The following is a 26,474-nucleotide window of genomic DNA, read 5'->3' on the forward strand; positions in this document are numbered from 1 at the left end:
ATTCGAGGTATGTCTTCTTTGCTTTCCTAAATCAGGAAATCAACGGCGGATTTGGCTGGCGGTTCGACGAGGATCAGCATATTGCCGGGCAGGGGACGCTGAAGATGTTTTACGTCATCCCATTCGCCGGTGAGCCAGACGTCGACTTCCTGAGGTGTCGTCGGGGTCGCCGGCATGGCTTTCTGGTGGATTGGGCTGACAACCTCGCTGGGTGAGCTGGTCAGGAAGCCATAAAGTTCGAACTCCCGTTCTCCGTCGCGCACTTTCTTCACACCCTTCCACGGTGTCCAGAAGCCGGCGAAAAACATCAATGGCCGGTCATCATTCTGCGCAAACCATTGATTAGGGATACGACCACCGGCAAGCTCGCTTGCCGGATCAGGCTCGGCAAAGAATGTGAAGGGAACGACACATCGGCTGGTTGGCCCGAGCCAGCGTCGCCAATGCGGCGAGTTGACATTCCTGATATTGGTCACGCCCGGATCGTACTTGCCTTTAATATAGGCAGGCGGTGTCGGCATGCCCCAGGTGGCGCTTGCGATTTCACGCTTACCGTCGGAACCGACGCGAACGATTGGCGCCAGAGTTCCGGGATAGACGTCGAGCGACGGTTCGTTCCAGCCGGCCTTGTCTGAAAACGCTCTGGTAAATTCCATCACCGCATCGCGTGTGGTCGTAAGGTTATAGAGATTACACATGACCTGTTGTTCCTTACTATCGCCACATGCCGCGCATTCGTGCGCCGACATCAAGGCGAACCTGCCGTGGACCCGAATTAGCGGTTGAACCGGGCGGGACAACAGGCCATGCGCGGCATTCGAACAGCTTGATCAGATTAGCCGGAATAAAGCGCGTGCGCGAGGCATAGACATGGCGATCACCCGTTGAAGATTGGCCGTGTGTGAAGAAACGCTGCGGAATGACGAGGTTCAGACTATCCTTCGCACGGGTCATGGCAACATAGAGGAGACGACGCTCTTCCTCGATCTCATCGGAGGTGCCTGCTCCAAGATCTGAGGGAATGCAGCCGTCCACTGTGTTCAGGACAAAGACGGACCGCCATTCCTGCCCCTTTGCAGAATGGATGGTCGACAGGATCAGATAATCCTCATCGAGAAGCGGCACGCCTGCCTGCCCCGATGTCGCGTCCGGCGGATCGAGGGTCAGTTCGGTGAGGAACCGTTCGCGATTGGGATAGCCTGTCGCGAGATCCTCAAGTTGAAGCAGGTCGGCGCGGCGCATTTCAAAGTCTTCGTGAATGCGCTCCAGATGCGGTTCATACCAGTTACGGACCTGTCCGATTTCAGCGGGCCAACCGGATGCGCGGTCGCGTAAGCCTGACAGCAATTCGACGAAACCCGGCCAGTCCGCTTGCGCACGAGCCGGGCAGGGAAGGCCAGCCAGCGTTTCGACCGGGTCGGAACTGTCAACAATGGCATCAAGGGCGGTCTGTGCAGTTGCCGGTCCAACGCCGGGGAGGAGTTGCATCAATCGGAAGCCCGCAACGCGATCACGCATGTTTTGCGCAAAGCGTAATGCTGCAAGCATGTCTTTCACATGGGCGCTGTCGAGGAATTTCAGGCCACCGAACTTGACGAAGGGGATATTGCGTCGTGTGAGTTCGACTTCCAGCGGGCCGCTGTGATGGCTGGCTCGAAACAGCACCGCCTGATCTTTCAGCCGCATACCGCCTTCACGGTTTTCCAGAACCTCATCGGTAACAAACTTTGCCTGATCAGCCTCATCGCGCACTGTCACGAGACGCGGGCGCTCAAGTGACGGGCGCTCGGTCCAGAGGTTTTTGGTAAAACGTTCTTTGGCAAGACCGATCACGCCGTTTGCAGCGGCAAGGATTGGCTGTGTCGAGCGATAATTGCGATCAAGTGTGATGATTTCAGCCGCCGGAGAAAACATGTTGGGAAAATCGAGAATGTTACGAACGGTGGCTGCCCGGAAGGAATAGATCGCTTGCGCGTCGTCACCGACGACGGTCAGACCGCGACCGGCTGGTTTCAATCCGGTCAGGATTGTTGCTTGTAAGCGATTGGTATCCTGATATTCATCAACAAGGACATGATCCCATTTGCCGCCGATCTCATCTGCCAGCGTGGCAACCCCCATGGTCTGCGCCCAGTAGAGAAGCAAATCGTCGTAATCGAGCACATTCTGAATCTGCTTGGCCTCGACATATCCCGCGAACAGCTCGCGCAGTTCTTTTTCCCATGCCGCGCACCATGGATAGTTGGCGCGGAGGATTTCGTCGAGTGAGGCTTCTGCGTTAACCGTGCGGGAATAGATAGAAAGACATGTTCCCTTCGTCGGAAAGCGGTTTTCGGTTTTGGAAAACCCAAGATCATGGCGAACGAGATTCATCAAATCCGCAGAGTCTTCGCGATCATGGACCGAGAATTGCGCATCAAGGCCAAGCTCAAAGGCATATTCGCGCAGTATCCGTGCACCGATGCCATGGAATGTGCCTGACCATGCAAGCGCATCGGTCAGAATGCCGCCTTTGTCGCCGAGCACCTTTGCGCAGATGCGCTCTACCCGTTTGCCCATCTCGCTTGCGGCTCGTCGGGAAAAGGTCATCAGCAGGATGCGCCGTGGATCAGCGCCATCAATAATGAGCTGGGCAACCCGGTGGGCAAGGGTGTTGGTCTTGCCAGAACCTGCCCCGGCGATAATCAACAGGGGACCGCCGATCTGACCGTCAGGAAGCCCGGTCCCGTGAATGACTGCAGCACGTTGGCCTTCGTTTAATTTTTCCAGATGTGCGGCATTCATGCAGTCCTGCTCCTATCACTTTCAGATTCAACATCAATTCGGAAACAACACGCTGTTGAAAAACGCTCTGTTCTCTCTTCGTTGAAATGATCGGCAAAAGACTCCGATTGACTCGCGTCCCCAAAAAGAACAGAAAAAGAACATATCAGCGAAAACGCTCGTTGCAAAGCATTTCAGGAGTACCGAGTTTATGGCCCAACGTGCCGCCAATCCAGTCATCGCCAGCCTTCAGGAGCGCATTGCGCATCTTGAAGGCGGTGCTGGGCGCGTGCGTGAGGTTTTGCCCTTCGGTGTCAGCGATATAGACCGCAGGCTACCGGGAGGAGGGCTGACATTGGGGGCGCTGCATGAGGTGGCAGGCGGCGGCAATGGAGCCGTGGATGGTGCAGCAGCGGCATTGTTCGTTGCAGGCATTGCAGCCCGGACACGCGGAAAAGTCCTCTGGATTGTCACCCGCACCGATCTTTTTGCGCCTGCAATTGCTCAGGCAGGTCTGGCACCTGATCGCATGATCCATGTCGAGGCGGGAGATGAAAAGGCAGTGCTTGCCTGTTTCGAGGAAGGTTTGCGCCATGGTGGTCTGAGCGCTGTGGTTGCTGAAACGGCTCATCTCTCCATGACAGCATCGCGGCGTTTACAGCTTGCAGCCGAATCCTCACGGACAATCGGCCTCGCAATCCGTCGCTGGCGCCGACAGACGGAGGCCGGTGACTTTGGGCAGCCCACAGCCAGTATCACACGCTGGCGTGTATCCGTCCTTCCGTCTGACCCCTTGCCTGTTGCGGGGCTTGGTCGTGCCCGTTGGCTGGTTGAACTCATTCGGGCGAAAGCCGGAGAAAGTGCAGATTTTGAAGTGGAGGCCTGTGATGCACAGGGTCGTATCGCTCTTCCTTCCCAGGTGGCCGACAGATCGCCTCAGAAGGAAGTCGGGCGACGGATCGCCTCCGCCTGACGCGCCGCTCGTCCTCGCCGGCCGCAATGGTCGCCGTCGGTTGATCACCGCGATTGACGCGAATGCACAGGCTCGCGGCATTGCCGTCGGCATGGCAGTAGCCAAGGCACAGGCGCTTGTCCCCGGCCTTTTTGTGATCGATGCTGATCCAGCCGCTGATGCGGACGGTCTGGAAAAGCTGGCACTGTGGACCCTTCAAAGGATCTCGCCAATCGTTGCGGTCGATCAACCGGATGGGCTGGTGATCGACACAACAGGAGCCGACCATCTGCATGGTGGCGAGGAAGCCATGCTTGGCAAGCTGGTTCAGCGTTTTGCGGCTTCAGGCGTCGAAGCCAGAGCTGCGATTGCCGATACATGGGGGGCGGCCCATGCCGCGGCGCGGTTCCTTCAACCCGAAATTCTCGTCATTCCACCTGGCCAGCATGAAACGATGCTGCGTTCACTTCCGCTCGCCGCCCTGCGTCTTGATCCGGAAACCGTTGCCGGTCTGCATAAGCTCGGGTTCGAGTGGATTGGCGACCTCATGGAGCAGCCACGCGCACCTTTGACCCAGCGTTTTGGTCCTGAGCCTGGTCGTCGTCTCGATCAGGCACTTGGCACTCTGGCCGAGCCTGTTGACCCTGTTCGCTCACCGGAGCTTGTCGAAGTCCGCCGTGTTTTCGGGGAGCCAATCGGTGCCGCAGAAACGATTGCCCGCTATATCGGCAAACTGGTGGATAGCCTTTGTATCGAATTGGAGAAACGTGGCCTTGGTGCCCGACGGCTCGATCTCCTGTTTCACCGTGTCGATAATACGCTGCAATATATCCGGGTTGGTATGGCGCAGCCTGTGCGCGATCCAAAACGCCTGACACGGCTACTTTGCGACAGGATTGAAACCGTCAATCCGGGCTTTGGCATTGAAATCATGGTTCTGCTGGCAATCGAAGCTGAACCTCTCGGGCATAAACAGTCGATCTCTTCACTGATTGAGGCTTCGCAGCCCGACGTCTCTGACCTGATCGATGTGCTTGCCAATCGGATCGGTGAAAACAGGCTTTGCCGTTTCGTACCCGTGCAAAGTGATGTGCCTGAACGCTCGGTCGCACGCGTACCACCTCTCGCACCGGAAACGGGGGCCACATGGGAAGGAGACTGGCCACGACCACCCCGGCTCTTGCCCAGACCAGAACCCATCGAAACCATGGCGCTTTTGCCAGACAATCCACCCGTCTGGTTTACATGGCGGGGTATCCGACGGCGTGTGCAGCGGGCCGATGGCCCCGAACGTATCCGTGGCGAATGGTGGTTGCGCGATGCGGAGATGACGACTGTGAGGGACTATTTCCGGGTCGAAGCTGAAACCGGCGAGCGCTACTGGCTATTCCGGTCCGGTGACGGTGAACACGAAAACAGCGGCTCGCATCGCTGGTTCTTGCATGGAATCTTCGGATGACCGGGCCGCGCTATGCCGAATTGCAGGTAACGAGCCATTTCTCATTTCTGCGTGGTGCAAGCAGTTGTGAGGAATTGTTCCAGTGCGCGAAAGAGCTTGGTATCGAGGCTTTGGGTATTGTCGATCGCAACAGTCTGGCAGGCATTGTCCGCGCGCTGGAAGCATCACGCCAGACCGGCATCCGGCTTGTGGTCGGATGCCGCCTCGATCTTGCTGACGGAATGTCGGTGCTGGTCTATCCGACAGATCGGCCTGCCTATGCGCGATTGTGCCGATTGCTCTCGCTTGGTAAAAAACGCGGGGGAAAAGGAAAATGTCACCTCGAATGGCAGGATCTCGTTGCCTACGGAGCAGGATTTATCGCCATCCTCGTGCCGGAAAAGGCGGATGATACCTGTGCCTTGCATCTTCGCCGTTTGCGTGAGGCTTTCAATGATCGCGCCTATCTGGCGCTGACCCTACGCCGACGACCGAATGATCAGCTTCGGCTCTGGGAATTGTCGAATATGGCCGCAGCGGCTCGTGTGTCGACCGTCGTAACCAACGATGTCCTGTTTCATGAGCCGTCGCGACAGATGATGCAGGATGTTGTGACCGCCATCCGGCACAATGTCACCATTGATGAGCTTGGCCACCGGCGTGAGCGTTTTGCAGATCGCTATCTGAAACCACCCGAAGAAATGCACCGACTGTTTGGCCGTTATCCCGAAGCGCTTGCCCGGACAGTCGAAATCATGGAGCGCTGCAAGTTCTCACTCGATGAACTGGCCTATCAATATCCGGAAGAAAAGCTCTTTCCCGAACTCTCGCCACAACAGGCGCTCGAAAAGCTGACATGGGAGGGAGCCAGGGAACGCTATCCCGAGGGGTGGCCGGACAAGGTGCACAATAATCTCAGGCACGAATTGCGGCTGATCGAGAAGCTCGACTATGCGCCGTATTTTCTAACTGTAAACGCGATTGTCCGCTTCGCTCGCTCACAGGGCATTCTTTGTCAGGGCAGGGGATCGGCGGCCAATTCCGCTGTCTGCTTTGTCCTTGGCATCACGTCAGTTGATCCGGATCGCAACGATCTTCTATTCGAGCGCTTTGTTTCGGAAGAACGGCGCGAACCGCCCGACATCGATGTCGATTTCGAGCATGAGCGGCGCGAGGAAGTCATCCAGTGGGTCTATGAAACCTATGGTCGGCAGCGGGCAGCATTGTGCTCGACCGTCATTCGCTATCGGGCCAAAGGGGCGCTTCGCGATGTTGGCAAAGCGCTTGGCCTTCCCGAAGACCTGACCAAAACCCTGTCATCACAGGTCTGGGGCTGGTCGGAAGGTGTCGAACAGAAACACGCCGAAAGTCTCAATCTCAATATGGGCGACCGTCGTTTGCGTCTGGCGCTTGATCTCGCACACCAGCTTGTCGGTACGCCACGGCATCTTTCACAGCATCCGGGTGGTTTTGTTCTGACCCGCGACAGGCTTGACGAACTGGTGCCGATCGAACCGGCCGCTATGGAAGATCGGCAGGTGATCGAATGGGACAAGGACGATATCGATGTCCTGAAATTCATGAAGGTCGATGTGCTGGCTCTTGGGATGCTTTCCTGTATGCGCCGCGCTTTTGATCTGTTGGCGGAACACAAAGGCATAAATTACGATCTGGCGACGATCCCGCCTGAAGATCCACGCACCTACGCGATGATCCGTAAGGCTGACACGCTCGGCACATTCCAGATCGAGAGCCGGGCACAGATGGCGATGCTTCCGCGCATCAAGCCGCGAACCTTCTATGATCTGGTGATTCAGGTAGCTATTGTCCGCCCCGGACCCATTCAGGGCGATATGGTTCATCCATATCTTCGTCGCCGTGAGGGTAAGGAGGAGGTCGATTACCCCAAGCCCGAATTGGAAGCAGTTCTCGGCAAAACGCTTGGCGTGCCGCTGTTTCAGGAACAGGCAATGCGTGTGGCGATTGAATGTGCCGGGTTTTCTGCCGGTGAAGCCGATCAGCTCCGCCGCGCCATGGCAACCTTTAAGCATACCGGTGGCGTCTCGAAATTTGGTGAGAAACTCATTCAGGGCATGGTCGATAATGGTTACACCCGTGATTTTGCCGAGCGCACGTTTCGACAGCTTGAAGGCTTTGGCTCTTATGGTTTTCCTGAAAGCCACGCTGCGAGCTTTGCTCTGGTTGCCTACGCCTCAAGCTGGATGAAATGCTGGCATCCCGATGTTTTTTGCTGCGCATTACTGAACGCGCAGCCCATGGGATTTTACGCACCTGCCCAGATCGTTCGGGACGCGCGTAACCATGGTGTTGAAATCCGGCCTGTTTGCATCAATGCATCCCATTGGGATTGCACGCTGGAGCCGACAGACGGAGACGCGTACTTTGCCGTCCGGCTCGGAATGCGCATGGTCAAGGGGCTTGGCAATTCCGATGCGGCTCGTCTCATCGCATGCAGGGGAGAAGAGCCCTATCTCTCGGTTGATGATCTGTGGCGGCGGGCAGGCATTCCAATCTCTGCATTGGTCAAACTTGCTGAAGCAGATGCTTTTCGTTCAGCATTCACACTTGCCCGGCGTGAAGCGCTCTGGGCGCTTAAAGGATTGCGTGATGAACCACTGCCGCTTTTTGCAGCTGCGACTAGCCGGGAAGAGGGTATGCTGCAAGAGCAGGAGGAGCCAAATGTCGCTCTACGGCCTATGCCGACTGGCAGGGAGGTCGTTGAGGATTACGGTCATTTTGGCCTGACACTGCGCGCTCATCCCCTTTCATTCCTGCGGGAAGATCTGGCGCGGCGGCGCATCATCACCTGTGCCGAAGCCCTCACCGCCGCCAATCGCCGTTGGGTCAATATTGCTGGTCTTGTCCTTGTTCGTCAGCGCCCCGGTTCAGCAAAAGGCGTCATGTTCATCACGCTGGAGGATGAAACCGCAGTCGCCAATCTCGTCGTCTGGGCAAAAACCTTCGAGAAGTATCGCCATATCGTGTTGGGTTCCAGCATGATTGGTGTAAAGGGCAGGGTCCAGCGCGAAGGTGAAGTCGTTCACATCGTGGCGCACGAACTGACTGATCTGTCGTCCGATCTGGCCAGCATTGCAAGGCGAGGCGCTGATATCGCCGAAGTTTCCGCCAAGCCAAATCTGTACGGCCAAGCAAAGGATGGCGTTACCAATGGTTCCGCCCACGGCTCTGACGAGATCAGGATGAAAACACGGGATTTCCGGTGAATTCGTCGCGGAAAATGACCTGTTCAATACGGCAGCTTCCGACCCCGTTGTGGTCGTTCCTTACGACTTCACCAATGCCTGAAAGCGGCAGCTCCTGCTCAGCCTATCTGCCGACACTCTTCTCCGTTTGGCGGAAATCGCGCGAACTCAACCCAATGGCGCAACGAAACATGTAGGTGAAGGCGCTCGGCGACTGGTACCCTAAATCGAGCGCCACCGAGCTGATTTTCTTGTCGGCGGCAAGCTGGGAGACGGCGTGTAGAATGCGAACCTGCCTTAGCCAACGGGAAGGTGTCATCCCCGTCTCCTTCATGAAAAGCCGCTCGATTGTCTTACGGCTGGCCGAAGCGCCAATGAGCCATTCGTCGATAGAAGCAATCGAGCCTGGATCAACTATCCCGACTTGCGCGAGCCCGGAAATACGCTCGTCCCGCGGCATCGCAATTGAAAGCGGGATGTCTTTGGCAGCCACAATTTCATGGAAGAGCAGCTCGTATAAAGCGGCCTCATGCGGCTTTGTGAGACCGGAGAACTCGCTGTCCGGGACAGCGTCCATCAAAGCCTGAAGAACCGGGTTCATCTGAACGATACGAGCCCCTGTTCCGAGCCTGTCCGCCTCTGCGCGGCTCACGTCGACATAGATGATCTCATTGCTCGATATATAGCGCGTGCGGACCGTGCGAGAAACTGTTTGGGATAACATTTGTAGATGCATTACCCCAATTCTATTGATCGGCGAATCAGTTAAACTCCATTCAAGAGAATAGAGCCCGGTTCGTAGCGTCCATGATATCTATACACAATCTCAAGAGGTTCAACACCCCCTCTATCGCTCGCCAGCTTTATCCTGTAAAGAACCATTTGTTAAATGTTCTCGTTTTGTATCAAAAGCGGGAATACCGATGATTCGGAGAGTGTCAATATGCGCAACGGCACAGTTGTCGATTTGTTCTGTGGAGCTGGCGGCCTTTCGGAAGGATTCCATCAGGCCGGATTCCGTGTTCTGGCTGGATCCGATTTCGATGATACTGCTGGCCGCACCTTCGCTGCCACCCACCCTGAAGCCACCTTCATCGGTGGAAGGATTCAGGATCTCAAGGTCTCCACGCTGCTCGAAATTGCGGGACTCGCTCCTAGTGAACTCGATGTCCTCGTGGGCGGCCCGCCCTGTCAGGGGTATTCCGTCTATAACCATAGCCGTGGCGTGCATGACCCGCGTGCAGGCCTGTTCCGGGAGTATCTCCGCATCGTTGCCGGCCTCAAACCGCGCTGGCTCGTCATGGAAAACGTCGCTGGCCTGACCTCGATAGCCAACGGCGGAGTCATCCGTGAAATCGAAAAGGGCATGAATGCGCTCGGCTATCAGGTGAAGTGGAAAATCCTAAAGGCCGAAGAGTATGGTGTTCCGCAGGAGCGGCGGCGCATCTTCTTCATCGCCAACAGGATTGGCGCGCCCATCGTATTCCCGGAACCGACGTATGGCGAAGGACTCAAGCCTTTCGTGACCGTATGGGATGCAATCTCCGATCTTCCCGCTTTGAAGAACGGCGACACCAAGGGCGTGACTGAATATGCCACTCCGCCCGCTAACGCATATCAGAAGCAGCTTCGCAAGGGTAGCAAGGCTCTAGCAAACCACAGTGCATCACGCCTGTCGCCGGTCAACGAAGCTCGCATGAAGCATATTCCCGCAGGCGGTTCTTGGCGTGACATACCGTTCGACCTGCTGCCAGAAGGCATGAAGCGCGCAAAGCGTTCGGACCACACGAAGCGCTATGGCCGACCGCGCAAGTCCGACTTATCGTCGACCGTTCTGACGAAATGCGATATCCATTGGGGTGCCTACATTCACCCGGAACAGGATCGCTCGATCTCCGTGCGTGAGGCTGCGCGTTTCCAATCCTTTCCGGATACGTTCGAGTTCTATGGAAGCCGGACGGAGCAGTATGTCCAGGTCGGTAATGCCGTGCCGCCGCTACTTGGCAAGGCCGTCGCTCAGGCTCTCCTCAAAGCCGATGAAACGATCAACGCGAATGAGACTGATCTGGCGGTGGCTTGATGGCCAAGGCCGCTAAACCGAAGAAAAAAAAGCAGTTCTTTGGTATCGCTGAATGGTACGGGAAAAGATTCATCGATCTGTCAACGGCAGAGCGGAAGATGCTGGCCGATACCAAGAACACGACGATGAATTGTCCTTTCTTCGAGCAGGTTCCGGCTCTCGGTCCGAAATCGGGGAAGCTCCATTGCAACAAGAAGGGTGGAGTCTGCTCTCTCCGGAACTTCCATGAGCCGCTGCCCCCCGCCGACGACATCACATTTGGACCTATCACCGCAACCTGTCCCAACAGATTCCTGGAAAATGGAACCATCGTCAAGCATATCGGTCAGTATGTTCTCGGAACCGAGGAGCCGCTGTTCGCCAAGGAAATTGCATTTCTGATGCGCCCGCGGGCTGGTGAGGTTGGCGCTGCTGAGGCCGATGCCGCCGCCGAGGAAGACGAAACAGAAGAGGCTGAGGAAGCAGCCGGGACGGAAGCAGCGGCTGCGGAGTCTGGCCGCGAGGACGTCGGACGCATTGATCTGGTGTTCGTCCACCCTAATAATCGTGAGAAATGGTGTGCGGTCGAGATGCAGGCCGTCTATTTCTCCGGCGGTGAGATGGGCAAGGATATGGCTGTTATCCGGGCGCAACCGACGACGGACAATAGCCTACCGATGCCTGGTGCTGCACGCCGCCCAGATTTCCGTTCGAGCGGACCCAAGCGTTTGATGCCGCAGCTTCAGATCAAGGTACCGACCCTGCGCCGTTGGGGAAAGAAGATGGTTGTCGTCATCGACAAGCCGTTCCTCGGATCCATGTCGAAGATGGAGCATCAGTCACACATCTCGAATTGTGACATCGTTTGGGTCGTAGTGCGGTTTGATGAAGAACCTGGATCCGGCGAGGCGAAGCTGGTCATCGACCAGACGATCAACACGACTCTCGACGATGCGGTGAAGGCGTTGACATCCGGAACACCGACGACGCTGCCCGCTTTCGAAGACAAGCTTGCTGGAAAGCTTGGCAAGGTATTCGATATCTGAAACGAAAAATCGGGTGGCAACCGGTCAAGGCCATCAACCGGTTGCGAGACAAATTCGTTAACTGCAAGACGGTTGCGGACATCCGGTCGTCATTTCGACTGCATGCGGGCAACGCATTGGGCTGGGAGTGTCATAAACTTTGTGTATCTGCTCCGGCCCATGCGGTTTGATACTCAAGCGACGAAGCGCTCATCGAACATTATGGCGAACTGGTTTCTGGCTGCAAACCATTCTCTTACGTTTCTCCCATCTTTTTCAAAGCCCCGGATCGCCTGTCATTCGGCGTGGAATAAGGGCTCTGACGCACTTTCGATGATGCTGTCAATGCCAAATGCCAAGCAAGATACTGATATTATTTAATTTTTTCGAATATAGCATCAGACTATAACAATGCCAGCTTGCCGAAGTTTATGCTCTCCATGAATATTATTTTGAATCAATATCTTATCCTACCTCTGGCGTGTGGGCATATCATCGAAAGTGCGTCAGAGCCCCGTTTAGGTGCTGATTGACAGAGAAGCTGTTATTGTCCCGACCTTGATGCGCCCATGACAAGTTGGCGACCAGGCCCAACCGGGCGTCGGCAGCTTGCCCGCGCGTACTACGCTTTGCCGAGGAGGGATCATGGTTTCGGTTCCACAGATAGCAGTGTGTTTCGCTGCGCTGCCCAAATGAGCAAGGCGAGAACTATAAAGACGGCTTGAACCCCTGTGAGTAGCGGCCAACCGCCAGCCTTCCAGAGAACGCCCGCGAGCGCCGAACCGGCAGCGCCCCCAACGAAATTGCAGAACACGAAGGCAGTGTTCATACGGCTACGCAGATTGGAACGGATGGATAGAAGTCGGGTCTGGTTCAGGATGTTTACGAGCTGGCTTGCGAGATTGAACAGGATGATTGCCGCGACCACGGCGACTGCTGAAGCACTGCCGATCGCGACAATGACAAAGGAGGCCAGCGTCAAAGCAATCCCTGCCCCCGTGGCACGGGTAGACCATCCGCGATCATGTAGCCGCCCGGTGCGCTATGCGGCAAAGGCGCCAATGAGGCCGAACAGATTAACGAGGCCGATCTGCGCCGGGGTGTATGAGAACGGAGGAGCGCTGAGAAGGAAGGTCAGCCCGGATCAGAACATCATGAAGACCACGAAGAGGCAGGCTCCGATGGCAGGGTGACTTGCGCCGGTCGGGAGCCCGCGACGGCTCCGGCGATCGTCCGGAGAAGCTGACCGTAAGGAACTGACTGGCGCTGCCTGTCGTCGGGAAGCTTCTTCGCCAGCATCACAGCGAAGACGATATTGATGAGGGTGGCGGCGATGTAGATGGCAACACAATATTTAAAGTTAATGTTATTGTCATTTATGCGATTGTAAACAATATTTGATTTATTCATAAAATAATATAAAATATAAGTATTGACTTATTTATAATGTGGTATATATTTATGCTATACATAAATTGATAATTGAGGAATTATAGCTATGTACCATTTTAATAAGCAAAGGAAAACCTATCCTCGCACCTGCAAGATCATGAAAATCGGTCGCGAATGGATCGATATTGTAATCTATTTCGAAACCAAAACTGCAAAAGCAAAGCTTCAGCTCGATGATAAAACTCAGGAATTGAGTGTTGGTACTAAACTGACGGCACAAATGATTTATCTGACTGAATATGGAACACCTCCGGTAAAGTATGCCGTCAGCGGCGAGATTGAAATCCTCGAAATGGATCAGGGGGCAGTTGAACGAGTTGTAGCAGAAGCAGTAGCGTCAAAAATAATGCGTAAGCTGAAAATGACAAAGAAAACAGCTAAATTGACATTGCCGAGGTTAGATGTTGCAGACGCCGCCAGACGCCTGACGAACGACCCACACCATCCAGCTAAGGAATCGGAAGTTCTTGAAATTGACGGCCGACAAGTAACCGTTTTTGACATTCCGTCTCTAAGCACGCGTGTTGCGATCTACCCGTATCAAGGCAAAACAGCTCATATCAGAGCGTCGTATAGAGTTCAGGACGTTCCACAGCCCCGACCAATTTCAGCTAAAGCTGCTCGTTTCGCTGCTGAAGCCGCAGGACAAATATGGGATCAATGTCCGCATTGCGACCGAGAGCCTATCTATTTGCCAAAATTGGTTTGTGAGAAGTGCTGGTGAAGCGACGTACAGCAAGGGATAATAGTGATATCAGACTCGTGCGCGCGAGCAGGCCGTCAGGATTAAACTCATGGCTTGCCAGACCTGATCATCCAGGAGCCTTTGGTGAACCTTGTTTATGCTACGCTCATTTTAGCGGTAGAAGTAATGCACGGATCAGCGTGAACAATCCCAGACTGAGGTATTGGCGGGCCTCATTGAACGGTGATTTGTCATACTGAAGAAACGGCTTTGCTGTCCTTCGCGTCAAGGCACGCGGAAAACGCGATCTGGCCACCGTTGATCATGCGGCGGCGATTTCTGTTGGCGAGTTCATTCAGGCCAGCGGTTCATGGAGTAATGACCGCCAGCACGGCCTTCAGTTCAAAGCACGGTTTTTGAAAGCCACTCCACCGACAACGGTTGAGGGAATAGAGAAATACCTCGGATCCGGGATGATCCGGTACGCCTGCGGGAAATTCCCGGTATTGGAGAAAAGCGTGTCAAAAGGCCATTGCTATGGCTGTAAAGAACATTTCAGGTCGCTACCGATGGTCAAAACTACGCGAGTGGCTTACGGATGCTGATCGTTGCATCGCTTTGTGATTAGTTTTCTTTTGAAAAACTGACATATCCGATGTTTCCTAGGAATGTTGCTTGCCCCTACCCGAAAACGCCGAGCGCATTCGCCGAATGAGTTTTGGATTGTCTTCGCAAAACAACTCAACCGACGCCGTCCCGAGGCCCCTCATAGTGTAACCGACATATCCGTTACAAAAATAAAGCATATCCATGGCGACTGATTCTCATTGACGATGAGGGACCTCTATCTCGATAAACAACCAATACAATACCGTAAATGGCGAGCAATTTGAGGGATTCCGCTCGCCTGCCTGATATCATTGACTAGATTAATTCCTTTCACATGTGGGTCTATCTTTGTCCGTTTATGTGGGTATTTATATCCCATTATAATGGGTTGAATAAAGCCGTTGAATAGTTTATTGATACCCTAAAAAGGGGCATTTCATGCGCTTAACGCTACAAACCCATTTTGATGGTGGCTGGCATCACGCTGCGACACTTGACCTTGTAAATGACGATGCTGGTTTTCAGGGCGCTTCCATCGTTGATTACGATTTCGATTATTTTGCCAAAGTTGCATCGCCGGAATTCGCAGCCGGAAAGGCCATACTGGACTATCGTGCGCTGTCGGTTCGTTATCCAGTCGATCTTGAAACCCGATATAGTCAAAGCTGGCCTCCCTTCCTTCTGGATCTTATGCCTCAGGGACATGCAAGGCGGAAACTTGCCGAGCATCTCGGGCTTGCTGAAGGCTCGCGCGTTTCTGATCTCCCGTTGCTCCTACGATCAGCGACCGGTGGCGTCGGCAATATCCGGATAAAAGAGGCAGCAGAGGCCGAAACGGAAAGGCTTCGTGGAATTGAGCGTCGGGGGGTCACGCAAGCAGAAATTCTTGGGCGTTCAGACCGCTTCATGGAAGTCGCTGATCGCTTTGCAATGCTTGCCTCCGGCTCCAGCGGGCTACAAGGGGAATGGCCAAAAGTCTCGATGACGCAAGCGAATGACGGACTCTATTACCCTGACAGCTTCGTGAGTGATGATGAATCCGTACATCATGTTATTGTAAAACTCGTGCGTAGCAACGAACCGGTAGACCGATTAATCCTCGAAGGAGAAGCCCTTTATTCCCGGATCGCGCAGGAAATCGGTCTGAATGTCAGAGAACCCTCGACCTATGCTGATGGTGTCCTGATTATTCCCCGTTTTGATCGGAAGAAAGAAGACGGCGGGGGCACGGTTCGGCTGGGACAGGAAAGTCTTGTCTCGATGATTGGCATTGCCGATTTCGGCCATGTTGGCACACATGAGGCCTATCTTGACGTTTTGCGCCAGTATTCGACCGATCCATTTACGGATATTGTTGAATATCTGAAGCGCGATATCGCAAACCTGGCGCTTGGCAATCCGGACAATCACGGTCGAAACTCCGCACTCAGCAAATATAAGGACGGTGCGATCCGTTTGTCTCCACTCTTTGATTTTGCACCAATGCGACTGGCCAAAGAGGGGATTGTTCGCTCCACCCGATGGGCGGCGATGCGAGACATAGGGCGCGATCATCTTCCTGACTGGAGACGGATTAGTAGCGAACTGTTTCCTGATTTTGAAGAACAAAAAACCCTCGGACCAATACTTAGCCATTTCGCCGAAGGTCTACTCCGCGCACCCGCCCTGGCGAAAGATATGCGTGCATCTTCGGAAATTCTGGACCGTGCAATGGGACGCTGTGTCGAAATCGCAGACAGCGTTTTGGTAGCCTTCCCATGACAGGAGAAGATAATTAGATGGCTCGCTGGAAAAAGCCAACAAAAGAAGAAATCCTCGTAAACCGACGGACCCTGGCGGAACGGGCTCGAACCGGTGAACTGAAGCTACCTGGCGCTGTTGCCGAGATACGAAAAGGGTTCGGCATGACCCAGGAAGAATTTGCCAGGACACTATCATTAACAAGGCGTCAGATAGCTGAACTAGAGGCTGGCACCGCAAATCCAACGCTGGAAACGCTGGAGAAGATTGGCCGGTTATTTGGTTTCGGGATTGGTTTCGTCCCAAGAAACGGGTAACGGCCATCATCACTGAGGATTCCGCGTTTTCACATCGGTCACGCTGGAAGCGATGAAGGAAGTCATCGACGAGGTTGAGATTCTTGGGTTCCTCAATGGCATGCTGCCTGAACCGATCGGATAGCGCCGTTCCAATTCCCGCATCCTTGGGCAGATCGCCTTGGGATAGCTTGTCCCAGGTAAATTGCCTTGTGAAAGGCATCGCCGCAATTTGCAGCGGTCGATAAGCAGTATAGATGTCAATACCGCAGATATCCAGAATACTATTTCAAATCGTGTGGAAGAAAACAAATGGCCGGTGTGATCCGCTTGTCTTTGCTGTAACGGATAAGTCCGTGAGCGGATGGGGCGTGGGGTATTCGGATTGCGGGCGGTTGAGTTGTTTTGCGGGGCAGGGGGCATGTCCCTTGGGTTGAAACGTGCAGGTATCGAACTGGTCGGAGCATATGATGCCTGGGATCCCGCCGTTGAGACCTACCGTCATAATGTCGGGCGATATGTTCACAAACATGATCTGAAAGATATTTTCGCTGTTGCGCCTGTGATCGGCGGAATGGCCCCGGATCTGATCACTGGCGGACCGCCATGCCAGGATTATTCGGTTGCGGGCAAGCGTGTGGAAGGAGAAAACGCGTCGTTGACCCGGGCTTTTGCAATGCTCGTCTGTCTCGCCAGACCGCAATGGTTTGCAATGGAAAACGTTCCACAGGCAGCCCGCTCCGAAGCGTGGGCGGATGGGCGTAAAATGCTGGTGCGGGCTGGATACGGATTGAGCGAATGCAAGCTGGACGCTTCCTGGTATGGCGTTCCGCAGCTCCGAAAGCGTCTGTTCGTTATTGGGCGTCTAGGAGAACGGCATGGGTTCCTCGATTCAAGCCTTGTTAAGGCGCGGTCGGAACGCCAGACCGTCATCCGCGACGTACTGGATATTCCGGAAGGCTGGGTCTATGCGCGGCCTTTCCGTGCCGGGCGCGGGGTTCGTGGTATCCACGAACCATTTCCAACCGTGACGCGCACAGCCTGGGAACGGCTGACGGATCGTTATCTGAACAATCCCCATCCAGCAGATCCGGTTCCAGCCTCGCAGGCAGCGATGCTGACGACCCGACAACTGGCGATGCTACAGGGTTTTCCGGAAGGCTGGCAGTGGAAGGGCGCGACGCGACAGGACATTCATCAAATGATTGCCAACGCCGTGCCTTCCCCACTGGCCGAAGTGATTGGTCGTGTCATTCTCGCGCGAGAGAACGGTCGAACCATTCCCGAAGTCGAAGGCCGTTTCATGAACTGGCTGATGGAAACGGGACGTTCGCCCCAATCGGCACGCAATGTCAAGTCACAGGTCAACCGTGCGCGCCGTCTTTTAGGAGGAAGAACATTTTCTGACACGGGCTTGGAATTGGCCCGCTTGGAACTGACTGCCGAATTCGAAACACTGACGGTCCGGACGAAATCGGATCTGCGTACCGCTCTTCGTCTTTATGCAGAGTATCTCGATCGTAAAGGCAAAGCTGCCCATTCCCGCATTGCGAAGATTTCAAGAATGGCTGCATAAAGATCGCATCCATCGAACGTCGGGAGGTAAGAGAAGTTAGGAGACTTCTTCATAACCGCGTTTGCGACGAACCGCGACAAGTCTGCGAAGAAGGGCACTGGCGGATGCTTCGTCGAGAACAGTCTGCTGCAGGGATTGTCCGAGTGTCCCGATCCGCCCCCAGGAACGCATGACGCACCATTCACCGAACAAATTCGGTTGAACCGATAAGGTGTAGAAACGTCGCATATTGCTGTGCGGCTCGATTTTGTGAAAATGTATCGGAAACGAATGCTGGTTCGACATGCCAGCAGAATCCGGCATTCCGACGGGAGCGTCCAACGCATTCTATGAATCGATCCTCGCTGATCGATTCATGCCGTTGATGAAATCGCAGGGGTCTATGGCGATATAAAAATCCGGCGCAATTTTACATGCTATGACGGAAGGGTTCCCGGAAATGGTGCGATCGGTGCAGAAGCGTTTCTTGTCACGCTCCTGTCGCTTGTCTGGCGGTAAAGGCTGGGCATTTCGGGTCGTGATGCCTTGGGATACGCTGATATGATTTGCCGGTGGGGCAACTTGATGTGCTGCTACCGTATTTCAGGGTACCCACATAGCATATCAAATCAGGCTGATTTGCAGTCTTGCGATTCCAGCTTTTGGATTAACGTTGCGGGCATCCGGAAAACTGTTACGAAGCCGAATATATCCGATTCATCGACAAACGGCGTTTGAGAGTGGGGAACCGATGCAGGACGGTCCCACCGTATTCGAGGGAGCGTCAGGGGCGTAGAGCAAAAGAATCTGGTCGACAGGCGTTTTCCCAGGGAGGTCCTCCAGATTCAAACGCCGTTTGACGCCATATTCATTCCCGTAGGGATGAATGGATTTTATAGAATTTTACGTCTTGGGCATGTCGTCATGAGTTGCCCGCAACGTACCACAACGTGTCTGCACGTCATTCCAATTTGCCAGCAACGCATTTCAAATCGAGATAATTTGCATTAACCCGATTCAAAACCTCAGAAAAGCGTTGCACGTTTCCGCACAAACGTTGCCAGATTTGAGATTTCCGTTTCAGCTGCAAACGGCGACAGACTGGTAGAAGACGGAATGGTTGCGTAAATAATGGGAGTGATAGGGGGGTGCCGACGTGCTTGAAGACAGCCGCCCCTACTAGTTCGGTGGGATGTGATATGGTGCCTATACGAGCAGGACTAAGGTGCAAGCCAAAACTGGGCGCAATGAACAGATCACCCGGCGCGAGGCGCTGGAGCTATCGACTGACCGCTTACAGTCTAAATATACAGGCTGAATGAGAAGCTGTGGAAGAGGGCTATACCAAGATCCGGCATTGCTATTCTCCCCGCAGCTCACCATAGGTCGATAGCGTAGACGTTCTGCTTTTTTCATTTGGCGAGATTAAATGCATTCAGCCCATTCTTCGAATCAATTGACGCCGGGCGATACCGCCGTCTGAGCGGTGTTTGAACGTGGCATCATGGCCGAATCCAGTGCCTGCTGGCAAAATTCGTCGTCGCGCAGGATAGCGTGGCGATTCAGAGCATCCAGAAGCAAGGAATCGAATTGACCACTACGAGCGCTGAACCGCTCCTGCACATAAGAGGTCTTAAACTTCATTCCAAAATAGACGCATTGCTCCGCGTCCGACCAGGTTGGATCAAAAACCTTACCTTCACTGTTAACGAGCCATGCATGGTGCAGCGGGATCGGCAATTCGAGATCGCAAGCGTAGCCTTCGACATAGCAGAACTGCTCTTGACGATGGTTGCGAGGCGAAATCACTTCGGCCTGCGCATTCGCGAAACAGGCCTTAGGAATTGAGAAACGGGCGTTTTCGGATTGTGCCGACACACGCCAGAACTTGCCATGAGACAGGAGAGTGGTTGCCACGCCCCAACCCGGTTCTGTATTGGCAGAATCTGTTATGTATTTTTTGAGAAGCGTGGCGATAGCCACCAGCTCCCCGCTATAAATCTGCATGAAATATTCCTTTTAAATAATATAGGCCCGATGAGTAACACGTCATCGTATGTAGAATGACACCATCAAAAGGAAGGGTAGGCAACCCCTGATTCAAGCAAACTGCGATACGAGCGGGATATTGGCCGCATCATGTTTTTATGAACGGCGATGTGATTGCGTGCCGAACCATTCGTAGAGCCAAGCAGTCGCTGACCCGTTTACCGATCCTGCCTCCACGATCAGTTCCGGTGCCATAGTCAGGTGGGCTCCAGGGCCGACTGGTTGTCCGTTTCTCTTCTGCTGAAGCCCGCGATTTCCGCATGGTAATGTTCAAGGGTCGCAACCTGCATTGATCACGGCCTGCGGCCCTATAATCGAAGAACCGTGAACGAGCTTTAGCCGCTGTATCTGTTGTGAACAGTGCCATTGTTTTCCGTAACTGAAGAATGCTGCAGAAAAAGTCACCTGTGTTCCGGAAACATCAGGTGTTCAAATCGATCATGGCGACGCGAACGGCGTTTGCGGTGGCTAGCCCTGCGAGCGATACAGATTGCAATGATTTTCCGGCACAGCATCTGGAATTGCGGATAGGGCATCGCAACGCATCGGCAAGTCATTCCAATTTGCCCGCAACGCACTTCAAATCGAGATAATTTGCATTAATCCGATTCGAAGACTGGGAAGAGCGTTGCTGAACCCGAGATTTCCGATTCAGGGGCAAACGACGTTTGCGGGCAGGCGCGGGGCTTGGCAGAAAACGCTTTGCGCCGACGGTGTTCGGGCACATGCTTTGATTGTGGGCACGTAATCTGGAGAAGTGATGGCATCGAGCAGGCAGCAGTCCGAGCGTTTGCGCAAGCAGCGCGAACGGCAGAAGGACTATCGCGATCGTTTGAGAGCAGAGCGCAAACCGACGCGTGACGACATCGCACGAGTGTTGCTACATTTCATGATCGTTAAAGCGGTGAAGTCTGGCAACCAAGACGGGACGGAGAAGCTGATTGATATGCTTCTTGATGCGCTGGCGGATCAGGGCTTCGATAAAGATGCTTCATTAGAAGTCATTGATGACCTGATTGTCAGATACACAAAAAGCGGCTGGGATTTCCGCCGCAAGGTACATCTGAAGTCCGGCAGAGCTTCTGATGGGACCAAACATTGAAGATCGTTTTCCAAACCATATTGTTTCGATTTCAACCTGACGATTTTACAAACGCAGTTTGTGTTTTTTGTCTGTCGTCCCCCCATTACTTCATGAAACGCCGTTTACCGATGAATCGGATTTTTCAAGATTGGCAGGGAAACGGATGGGGTTGATCCCCAGCACGTTTCTCCCAATGTCATGAAACGGTGCATGGAAGAGAAAAAGAGCGAGCCATTCTGCGACCTTTGATGATTTATCTGTGTTGACAACAAAGAAAACCCCGGCAGTGGGGGCTGTGCCGAGGCTACGCTGGATTGAAGCGGGGGCTTCAACCGCGCCTCTCAATCATCTCATAAAATAGCGAATAAGCAATCGGTTGGATGTGTGGGTGTCAGAGTGTCATCCATATAAGGTGAGAACGGCTATCAACGGAACCAAACACTGACCATCCGCTTCCACCGGTCTGCGGCTCAGCCTGTGGATAACTTTTTGCCTTGCTTTCAACCGCGCGGATCAGTCGCCGACCAAAGCAGAAGCCTTACGGCGACTGGGTTTTGAAGCAATTGGGGCTAATCCAAAAAAGCCGGTGATATCCGGGACTTAGATAAAAATACCGACTTGGGATCTTTTTTTTGTTCTGGATCCTTGCAGCGCAATTCAGATCCTGCAATAGTCACCTTGCCTGATTGATCAGGCGTCTCCATCCAGGTGCTGGTAACACCAGAATGGAGACTAACTTAGCCTGCCAACACAGGAGCCAAGCTATGCTGGTTATTATCGACATTCGTCTCGGATTAAAAGATCTGCGGCCTGATAATCTTATCAGCTTGCGGCTCCGCAGCGGAAATAATTTCCGCTTCTGACGCGTTCGGCGCTCTTCAAAGCCTGAACTCCCAAATTCCCATTCTGGCAGCCTGGTCGTGTGCGTTTGCGCGTAGCGTCATACGCTTTGCTATCTTCAGGCTGGCTTCGCTCTGACGCGACGTCGAAGGGATAACGCTTGTCTTCATCTTCATTCAAAACAAAACCGGCACGGAATGGCACGTGCGGGAAGGGAGAAACTATGTTTGCAGAAACGGTCATCGGTTATATCGATCTCATTGAACACCAGTTCCCGCAACGAAGCTACACACGTGAATTAAACGCGGCGCTGCAACTGTCGTTATATTTTCATCTGATCGACCGCGCTCATGACAGAGCAAGCCAGAAGCGAGCTTTGTCAGAGCAGATATTCCGTTGCGCATTGTGGAACAAGGGCGAAAAGATTATCGGTTTGATTGAAGAAGCTGTAGCAAAAGCGGCTGTGAAGGTTCAAAAAGATTTCCGTTCGTCTCATTCTATGCCGCTGACACGCGATACGTTCAATAACGTCATAGAAACTATCGCATCGAAATCCATCCCAGATGAAAACGATATAGACCGGAAAGCCTTGGAACTCCCGGCAGGCCCTTACACATTCGAATTGATGTTTTACGAGGAGGAGAGCAGGCGCATCCGTGTGTTCAGTCTGATTTATGGCATCAGCGCCCATGAAGGAGCTCTTGATCAATGGCGGGTTGAAGCATCAAATACCTCGGCATTGTGGGGGCGGCTGGCGCAACAGTATTATGGCATTGATATTGATCACTGCGAATTTGCGTTGATCGACCCGTTGCTTGCTGAAAGCCGGGTTGAAGACGGGATTTGGGCGCTTGCTGATCTTGATAGTTTGATCGGTACTCCCGGGATCGCAGAGAAAGCCCTCAATGTGCAGGAAGCGCTCAGAGAAGAACTGATCATCTGGCTCGGGGACACATTTGCCAAGACCGAAGCAGAGCAAGCGCAGCTGATCGATGAAGAGATAGCGAAGATTGCAATTGAAGCACTCGACAGCAAGACTACGCCGGAGCTTCAGATTTTGACGCCGAATAACGTGTCGTGTTGACGAGACGCAGCTGGAGCGGTTCCGGTTAGTACGGAGTTGCTGGAGCCGCGCTATCTCCTTGCTGTACGCATGTCTCGATCCCAAAACCGGTCCCTGCGTTTCGGGATGTGCTCTGGAATTCACTCTCTTTATATCCATGAGGTCACTACATGACCACTTCACCACCCGGCGCGAGCCGGATCGGGCTACATCTGCTTGCTCGTCTGAAACATGCGACCTATCGCGATCTGCGACAGGTGTTCTGCGAACTCGATCTTCTGTCTCACACCGAAGTCGACGTCGATGGTTTTTTCGCGATGCGCTTCGATATGCCGGAACCGACGCCTGATCCCGACGATGAAAGCCGACCGGTACTCCCTTTGACCGGTCATCCTGTTCACGATCTGCGTTCATTGAACGCCCATCTGGGCGCTGGCTTCACTCTGAATGTTGCCGGCGTGAAACACCAGTTTGGTCTCTCGATGCCGTTTCCAGTGTTCCTGGCCGATATGCCCCACCATCCGGTCGAGCGGCCATATCTTTTGAAACTCTTACGTTGTTTTCGTGCAGAGCCTGACATCGGTGATGTCGCGGTCTGTTATCTGCTGGCGCGTGCCCTGGAGAATAGGGATTCTGGACGGAACCAGCTGATGGAGCTCGCGCGCGGACGGCCTGGACTTGTTATCGTGCGCACCGATATCGAAGGTTTTGAAGATATCCTGTTACGGATGTTACGAGAACAGCGGCTTTATCGCGGGCAGGTTGTAGCGCGACCTCTCGATCATTGGGGGACGACAACGGTCCGACAGTTGAAGCGAACTAGGAGCCGCATCCGTCAGCCAGACCTGATCATCAATACTGTCGATGCTGACGCATTCGAGAAACTCGCATTGATCGACGAAGATAGCATTGGGGATGCCCTGTCACGCGGCGAATGGCTCCTCGGTATCCTTGATATGCAATACGAGATTCCGGCCAAACTCAAGGTGGCAGCAGACATTGTTCTCGACACGGGCCTGCTTGATGGCGTTCTTCTCAACAGGCTACTTGATACGGTGACAACACACGATGCCGACACCGTCTTTCCAGAGGATTTCGCACTCGGTTCATTGCGAGAGCTGAGACGTTCGTTCCGCGAGGCAAACACACGACAGGAAACCTTTGCTTATTTGCTGGCACAATGGGAACTGGAGGGGAGAAAGCAGGCACGTCCGGTAAAGAAGCAGAAGCAGGAAGAGGCTGACAAAAAGAAGAACAAGTCTGATGACAAGAAATCGTTCTCGACTGAAGAACGCGGCCGTCATGGCAGAAAGATTGTTTCCGACAGCCGATTGATTGAACCAGAACCGCTCGATGATGGCTTCAGTGACGTTGGTACGGCGGGGATCGTCATTCGTCGGACACCAGCTCTATACATTGAGACCTTGTCTGGCTACGGCGTGGCGGCTGATTGGGCGCTGGCGCTTAAGGAAGACCTTGCGCTGTGGAACACAGCATCGCTCGCCTGGGCTGACATCAGCGCGCGGCTACTTCTATCTGGCCCGCCCGGTACCGGCAAGACCACTTTTGCACGGGCGCTTTGTAATAGCCTGCGCGTTCCTGTCCTCGCGACTTCTATCGCGACATGGCTGCGGATGGGGCATCTTGGTGATGTGTTGCTGCGCATGAAGACTGCTTTTGAGGAAGCGGCGTCTCATGCCCCCGTCATCCTGTTTATTGACGAGATCGACAGCATCGGGCGACGCCAGGATCCGTCCCGCGATTATGCGGATTACTGGAACGCTGTCGTCAATCAGTTCCTGGAATTGATGGATGGTGCGGTCAAACAGGAAGGCATCATCATCGTGGGTGCCACCAACCGGCCCGACGATATTGATGAGGCATTGTTACGGTCAGGACGACTGGAAACCCATGTCCGGATACCGAAACCTGACACGGATGCCCTGATAGGTATTCTCGCGCATCATCTGGGCGCTGATCTCGATGCTGTGCTGGAAACACGACAGGCGGAGCAACAGCGATGACAGACACCAAACCAGATGAACGTATGAGAAGTTCAAGCGACCTGCGTCCGCTGGCGCTGAAGGCACAGGGCATGACCGGAGCCGATATCGAGCGTATTATGCGTCAGGCTCGCCAGCTCGCACGCCGTGAGAAGCGTCGGCTTACCTGGAAGGATATTGAAAAGGGCATTATCGGCAATCGTCGGCCGGTCCTGCCGGAAGAACGCTGGCGTATGGCGGTGCATGAGGCGGGCCATGCCGTCATTCGACATATATTGCAAGTCGGCCATCCACTGACGCTGAGCATTGAAGAACAGGTGGGGTTCGGCTTTGCAACGGAACGTCGCAAGCTTATTCCGCTGGAAAAGGATTGCGAAGACAATCTTGCCGTGATGCTGGCGGGAAGGGCGGCGGAAGAGCTTGTCCTTGGGGATGTCTCTGTCGGCTCCGGCATACGGCCCGGCAGCGATCTCGCGAATGCAACCGATCTGGCGCTCGCAATGGAAACAACATTCGGCTTTTCCAGAAAACGGCCACTACTGTTTTGCGACGGTCTGACACGAGGGGAACTGGTCCATGCAAACCATCCCGTAACCAACCGTGTCAATGAGCGGATGCAAAAAGCTTATAACATTGCCCGTCACGGACTTGTCCGTTACGCGGCAGCGCACAGGACGCTTTCCAAAACACTGCTCGAACATGGCGTTCTGGAAGGCGACGCTGTCACCGCCATTCTTGACGATGCCATCCGGCGACAGGATCAGCAGGGCAGTCATGTTTCGGTGAGCGTAGCGGATAACAGCTCTCTGGAGACGAACGCACCCGGCCCGACCTGAACGACCGTTCCAGACCGACCAACAATTCGAATTCATTCCAAAAACGCGCTCGTCAGCACGGGCACGAACGATCCCATATATCCAGACGAAAGGAATATCCCATGGCAATCATCGCAAACGATGGCACATTCAACCGGCAAAGACTGGCAACAGAGATCGAGACCCTCAAAGCCCTTGTTCGTGATCTCGAGCGTCTGCTCAACGGTGAGGACCCGCACCAAAGCGAACTGGCGGATGCACCATTGATCAACAACTGGGATTTTGATCGTCGGGACGCCGTATGCCTCGTCGGCACGTTCCTGGATCATCCGCGTCTGGGACGCATGGTGCCCAACGGCATTACCTCCGAACTCTGGTATATAAACCCGGACGCAGGATATGCGCGTACATTCAGCCGCTTCTACCGTCTCGGTAAACCGGCCCGGTTTCGGAACGGCAATCGTTGAGGCTGACCGGCAAGAACAGAACGCAAGCCTATCGGGAGAGTAACCAGGGTCTGGATCGCGTAGACAGGCGGGGAGGAGAAAACCGACCCGCCTGACGGCCATATTTTTTTTGTCAGTTGCGAACCGCGGTTTTTGAGCTGCCGCTTGCTGGAACGACAATCGTCGTGTTTTCCAGCAACGATGGCTGTACGGTTATGCGTTCTGAAGAAGCCAAATCACCCGGATAAAAATGGTCGGCCAGTCGTGAAAACGTGGCATAGGCTGAACAACCTTGAGGGCCGCCCTGTCAAAGCAGTTGCAAGTTCACAATTTGGGAACTCGCGAAATTCCCAAATTGATAATTTGCTGACATTTG

21 protein-coding genes are annotated in these 26,474 nt (G+C 54.0%); 15 read left to right on the top strand and 6 right to left on the bottom strand.

Annotated features, from left to right (window positions below; all coding sequences use genetic code 11):
* Positions 1-26: 26 nt before the first annotated feature.
* On the bottom strand, positions 27-698 hold the full coding sequence (locus DKP76_RS16515) for an SOS response-associated peptidase (protein ID WP_109707790.1): 672 nt from the start codon (positions 696-698) through the stop codon (positions 27-29).
* A 16-nt stretch (positions 699-714) separates the two neighbouring features.
* The gene (locus tag DKP76_RS16520; protein WP_109707791.1) at positions 715-2,784 is read right to left on the bottom strand and encodes an ATP-dependent helicase; all 2,070 of its coding nucleotides are present in this window, start codon (positions 2,782-2,784) and stop codon (positions 715-717) included.
* Between the two features lie 190 nt (positions 2,785-2,974).
* Between DKP76_RS16520 and DKP76_RS16525 the strand changes: the two genes are divergently transcribed.
* Genes DKP76_RS16525 through DKP76_RS16535 form a run of 3 tightly spaced genes read left to right on the top strand, consistent with a single transcriptional unit; the run spans position 2,975 to position 8,398 of the window.
* The gene (locus DKP76_RS16525; RefSeq protein ID WP_109707792.1) at positions 2,975-3,736 is read left to right on the top strand and encodes an ImuA family protein; all 762 of its coding nucleotides are present in this window, start codon (positions 2,975-2,977) and stop codon (positions 3,734-3,736) included.
* On the top strand, positions 3,651-5,174 hold the full coding sequence (locus DKP76_RS16530) for a DUF6504 family protein (protein WP_109707793.1): 1,524 nt from the start codon (positions 3,651-3,653) through the stop codon (positions 5,172-5,174). Before DKP76_RS16525 ends, DKP76_RS16530 begins: the two co-directional genes overlap by 86 nt.
* Entirely contained in the window at positions 5,171-8,398 is a 3,228-nt protein-coding gene (locus DKP76_RS16535) for an error-prone DNA polymerase (protein WP_109707794.1), read from the top strand. The genes DKP76_RS16530 and DKP76_RS16535 overlap by 4 nt, the downstream gene beginning before the upstream one ends.
* A gap of 103 nt (positions 8,399-8,501) precedes the next feature.
* On the opposite strand, the gene DKP76_RS16540 is transcribed toward DKP76_RS16535, so the two are convergent.
* On the bottom strand, positions 8,502-9,113 hold the full coding sequence (locus DKP76_RS16540; protein WP_109707795.1) for a helix-turn-helix domain-containing protein: 612 nt from the start codon (positions 9,111-9,113) through the stop codon (positions 8,502-8,504).
* 207 nt (positions 9,114-9,320) lie between these two features.
* On the opposite strand from DKP76_RS16540, the gene DKP76_RS16545 reads away from it, so the two are divergent.
* Together DKP76_RS16545 and DKP76_RS16550 are read left to right on the top strand one after the other, a co-directional pair.
* Positions 9,321-10,457 carry a DNA cytosine methyltransferase gene (locus DKP76_RS16545; protein ID WP_109707796.1) on the top strand — a complete coding sequence of 379 codons (1,137 nt, stop codon included), beginning with the start codon at positions 9,321-9,323 and terminating at the stop codon, positions 10,455-10,457.
* Positions 10,457-11,482 (top strand): NotI family restriction endonuclease, encoded by a 1,026-nt coding sequence (locus DKP76_RS16550; RefSeq protein WP_109707797.1) that lies wholly within the window; start codon positions 10,457-10,459, stop codon positions 11,480-11,482. The genes DKP76_RS16545 and DKP76_RS16550 overlap by 1 nt, the downstream gene beginning before the upstream one ends.
* Positions 11,483-12,104: 622 nt before the next feature.
* Here DKP76_RS16550 and DKP76_RS16555 read toward each other — a convergent pair.
* A complete protein-coding gene (locus tag DKP76_RS16555) occupies positions 12,105-12,443 on the bottom strand; it encodes a hypothetical protein (RefSeq protein WP_109707798.1) in 339 nt (112 codons plus the stop codon).
* 516 nt (positions 12,444-12,959) lie between these two features.
* On the opposite strand from DKP76_RS16555, the gene DKP76_RS16560 reads away from it, so the two are divergent.
* The 5 genes from DKP76_RS16560 (at position 12,960) to DKP76_RS16580 (ending at position 17,819) form a co-directional block, all read left to right on the top strand.
* Positions 12,960-13,637 carry a hypothetical protein gene (locus tag DKP76_RS16560; RefSeq protein ID WP_109707799.1) on the top strand — a complete coding sequence of 226 codons (678 nt, stop codon included), beginning with the start codon at positions 12,960-12,962 and terminating at the stop codon, positions 13,635-13,637.
* Positions 13,638-13,906: 269 nt separating this feature from the next.
* Entirely contained in the window at positions 13,907-14,203 is a 297-nt protein-coding gene (locus tag DKP76_RS19875; protein ID WP_425349417.1) for a YrrC family ATP-dependent DNA helicase, read from the top strand.
* Between the two features lie 442 nt (positions 14,204-14,645).
* Positions 14,646-15,968: a type II toxin-antitoxin system HipA family toxin gene (locus DKP76_RS16570; RefSeq protein ID WP_109707800.1), complete on the top strand. Its 1,323-nt coding sequence runs from the start codon at positions 14,646-14,648 to the stop codon at positions 15,966-15,968.
* A 17-nt stretch (positions 15,969-15,985) separates the two neighbouring features.
* Positions 15,986-16,264, top strand: a complete 279-nt coding sequence (locus DKP76_RS16575) for a helix-turn-helix transcriptional regulator (RefSeq protein WP_109707801.1) — start codon at positions 15,986-15,988, stop codon at positions 16,262-16,264.
* A gap of 400 nt (positions 16,265-16,664) precedes the next feature.
* On the top strand, positions 16,665-17,819 hold the full coding sequence (locus tag DKP76_RS16580; protein ID WP_245410258.1) for a DNA cytosine methyltransferase: 1,155 nt from the start codon (positions 16,665-16,667) through the stop codon (positions 17,817-17,819).
* Positions 17,820-17,855: 36 nt separating this feature from the next.
* Here the strand turns inward: DKP76_RS16580 and DKP76_RS16585 are convergent, their stop codons facing one another.
* The gene (locus DKP76_RS16585) at positions 17,856-18,122 is read right to left on the bottom strand and encodes a WGR domain-containing protein (protein WP_342587845.1); all 267 of its coding nucleotides are present in this window, start codon (positions 18,120-18,122) and stop codon (positions 17,856-17,858) included.
* Between the two features lie 1,128 nt (positions 18,123-19,250).
* A complete protein-coding gene (locus tag DKP76_RS16590) occupies positions 19,251-19,805 on the bottom strand; it encodes a hypothetical protein (RefSeq protein WP_109707802.1) in 555 nt (184 codons plus the stop codon).
* An 802-nt stretch (positions 19,806-20,607) separates the two neighbouring features.
* On the opposite strand from DKP76_RS16590, the gene DKP76_RS16595 reads away from it, so the two are divergent.
* The 5 genes from DKP76_RS16595 (at position 20,608) to DKP76_RS16615 (ending at position 26,119) form a co-directional block, all read left to right on the top strand.
* A complete protein-coding gene (locus tag DKP76_RS16595) occupies positions 20,608-20,949 on the top strand; it encodes a hypothetical protein (RefSeq protein ID WP_109707803.1) in 342 nt (113 codons plus the stop codon).
* A gap of 1,045 nt (positions 20,950-21,994) precedes the next feature.
* Complete coding sequence (locus tag DKP76_RS16600) at positions 21,995-22,855, top strand: hypothetical protein (protein ID WP_109707804.1); 861 nt, start codon at positions 21,995-21,997, stop codon at positions 22,853-22,855.
* A 149-nt stretch (positions 22,856-23,004) separates the two neighbouring features.
* Entirely contained in the window at positions 23,005-24,858 is a 1,854-nt protein-coding gene (locus DKP76_RS16605) for an AAA family ATPase (RefSeq protein ID WP_109707805.1), read from the top strand.
* Positions 24,855-25,673, top strand: a complete 819-nt coding sequence (locus DKP76_RS16610) for an ATP-dependent metallopeptidase FtsH/Yme1/Tma family protein (protein WP_109707806.1) — start codon at positions 24,855-24,857, stop codon at positions 25,671-25,673. The genes DKP76_RS16605 and DKP76_RS16610 overlap by 4 nt, the downstream gene beginning before the upstream one ends.
* A 101-nt stretch (positions 25,674-25,774) precedes the next feature.
* On the top strand, positions 25,775-26,119 hold the full coding sequence (locus DKP76_RS16615; RefSeq protein ID WP_109707807.1) for a DUF6634 family protein: 345 nt from the start codon (positions 25,775-25,777) through the stop codon (positions 26,117-26,119).
* Positions 26,120-26,474 lie beyond the last annotated feature (355 nt).

Source organism: Falsochrobactrum shanghaiense (assembly GCF_003149535.1).
GTDB lineage: Bacteria > Pseudomonadota > Alphaproteobacteria > Rhizobiales > Rhizobiaceae > Brucella > Brucella shanghaiense.

Excerpts from the sequence above, each read along its gene's own strand:
- DKP76_RS16595 (WP_109707803.1), top strand. The coding sequence starts at position 20,608 with ATGGCATCGAGCAGGCAGCAGTCCGAGCGTTTGCGCAAGCAGCGCGAA.
- DKP76_RS16575 (WP_109707801.1), top strand. The coding sequence starts at position 15,986 with ATGGCTCGCTGGAAAAAGCCAACAAAAGAAGAAATCCTCGTAAACCGA.
- DKP76_RS16530 (WP_109707793.1), top strand. The coding sequence starts at position 3,651 with ATGCACAGGGTCGTATCGCTCTTCCTTCCCAGGTGGCCGACAGATCGC.
- DKP76_RS16545 (WP_109707796.1), top strand. The coding sequence starts at position 9,321 with ATGCGCAACGGCACAGTTGTCGATTTGTTCTGTGGAGCTGGCGGCCTT.
- DKP76_RS16535 (WP_109707794.1), top strand. The coding sequence starts at position 5,171 with ATGACCGGGCCGCGCTATGCCGAATTGCAGGTAACGAGCCATTTCTCA.
- DKP76_RS16590 (WP_109707802.1), bottom strand. The coding sequence starts at position 19,805 with ATGCAGATTTATAGCGGGGAGCTGGTGGCTATCGCCACGCTTCTCAAA.
- DKP76_RS16585 (WP_342587845.1), bottom strand. The coding sequence starts at position 18,122 with ATGCCGGATTCTGCTGGCATGTCGAACCAGCATTCGTTTCCGATACAT.
- DKP76_RS16570 (WP_109707800.1), top strand. The coding sequence starts at position 14,646 with ATGCGCTTAACGCTACAAACCCATTTTGATGGTGGCTGGCATCACGCT.
- DKP76_RS16605 (WP_109707805.1), top strand. The coding sequence starts at position 23,005 with ATGACCACTTCACCACCCGGCGCGAGCCGGATCGGGCTACATCTGCTT.
- DKP76_RS16550 (WP_109707797.1), top strand. The coding sequence starts at position 10,457 with ATGGCCAAGGCCGCTAAACCGAAGAAAAAAAAGCAGTTCTTTGGTATC.
- DKP76_RS16525 (WP_109707792.1), top strand. The coding sequence starts at position 2,975 with ATGGCCCAACGTGCCGCCAATCCAGTCATCGCCAGCCTTCAGGAGCGC.
- DKP76_RS16615 (WP_109707807.1), top strand. The coding sequence starts at position 25,775 with ATGGCAATCATCGCAAACGATGGCACATTCAACCGGCAAAGACTGGCA.
- DKP76_RS16610 (WP_109707806.1), top strand. The coding sequence starts at position 24,855 with ATGACAGACACCAAACCAGATGAACGTATGAGAAGTTCAAGCGACCTG.
- DKP76_RS16600 (WP_109707804.1), top strand. The coding sequence starts at position 21,995 with ATGTTTGCAGAAACGGTCATCGGTTATATCGATCTCATTGAACACCAG.
- DKP76_RS16560 (WP_109707799.1), top strand. The coding sequence starts at position 12,960 with ATGTACCATTTTAATAAGCAAAGGAAAACCTATCCTCGCACCTGCAAG.
- DKP76_RS16515 (WP_109707790.1), bottom strand. The coding sequence starts at position 698 with ATGTGTAATCTCTATAACCTTACGACCACACGCGATGCGGTGATGGAA.
- DKP76_RS16580 (WP_245410258.1), top strand. The coding sequence starts at position 16,665 with ATGTCCCTTGGGTTGAAACGTGCAGGTATCGAACTGGTCGGAGCATAT.
- DKP76_RS16520 (WP_109707791.1), bottom strand. The coding sequence starts at position 2,784 with ATGAATGCCGCACATCTGGAAAAATTAAACGAAGGCCAACGTGCTGCA.
- DKP76_RS16540 (WP_109707795.1), bottom strand. The coding sequence starts at position 9,113 with ATGCATCTACAAATGTTATCCCAAACAGTTTCTCGCACGGTCCGCACG.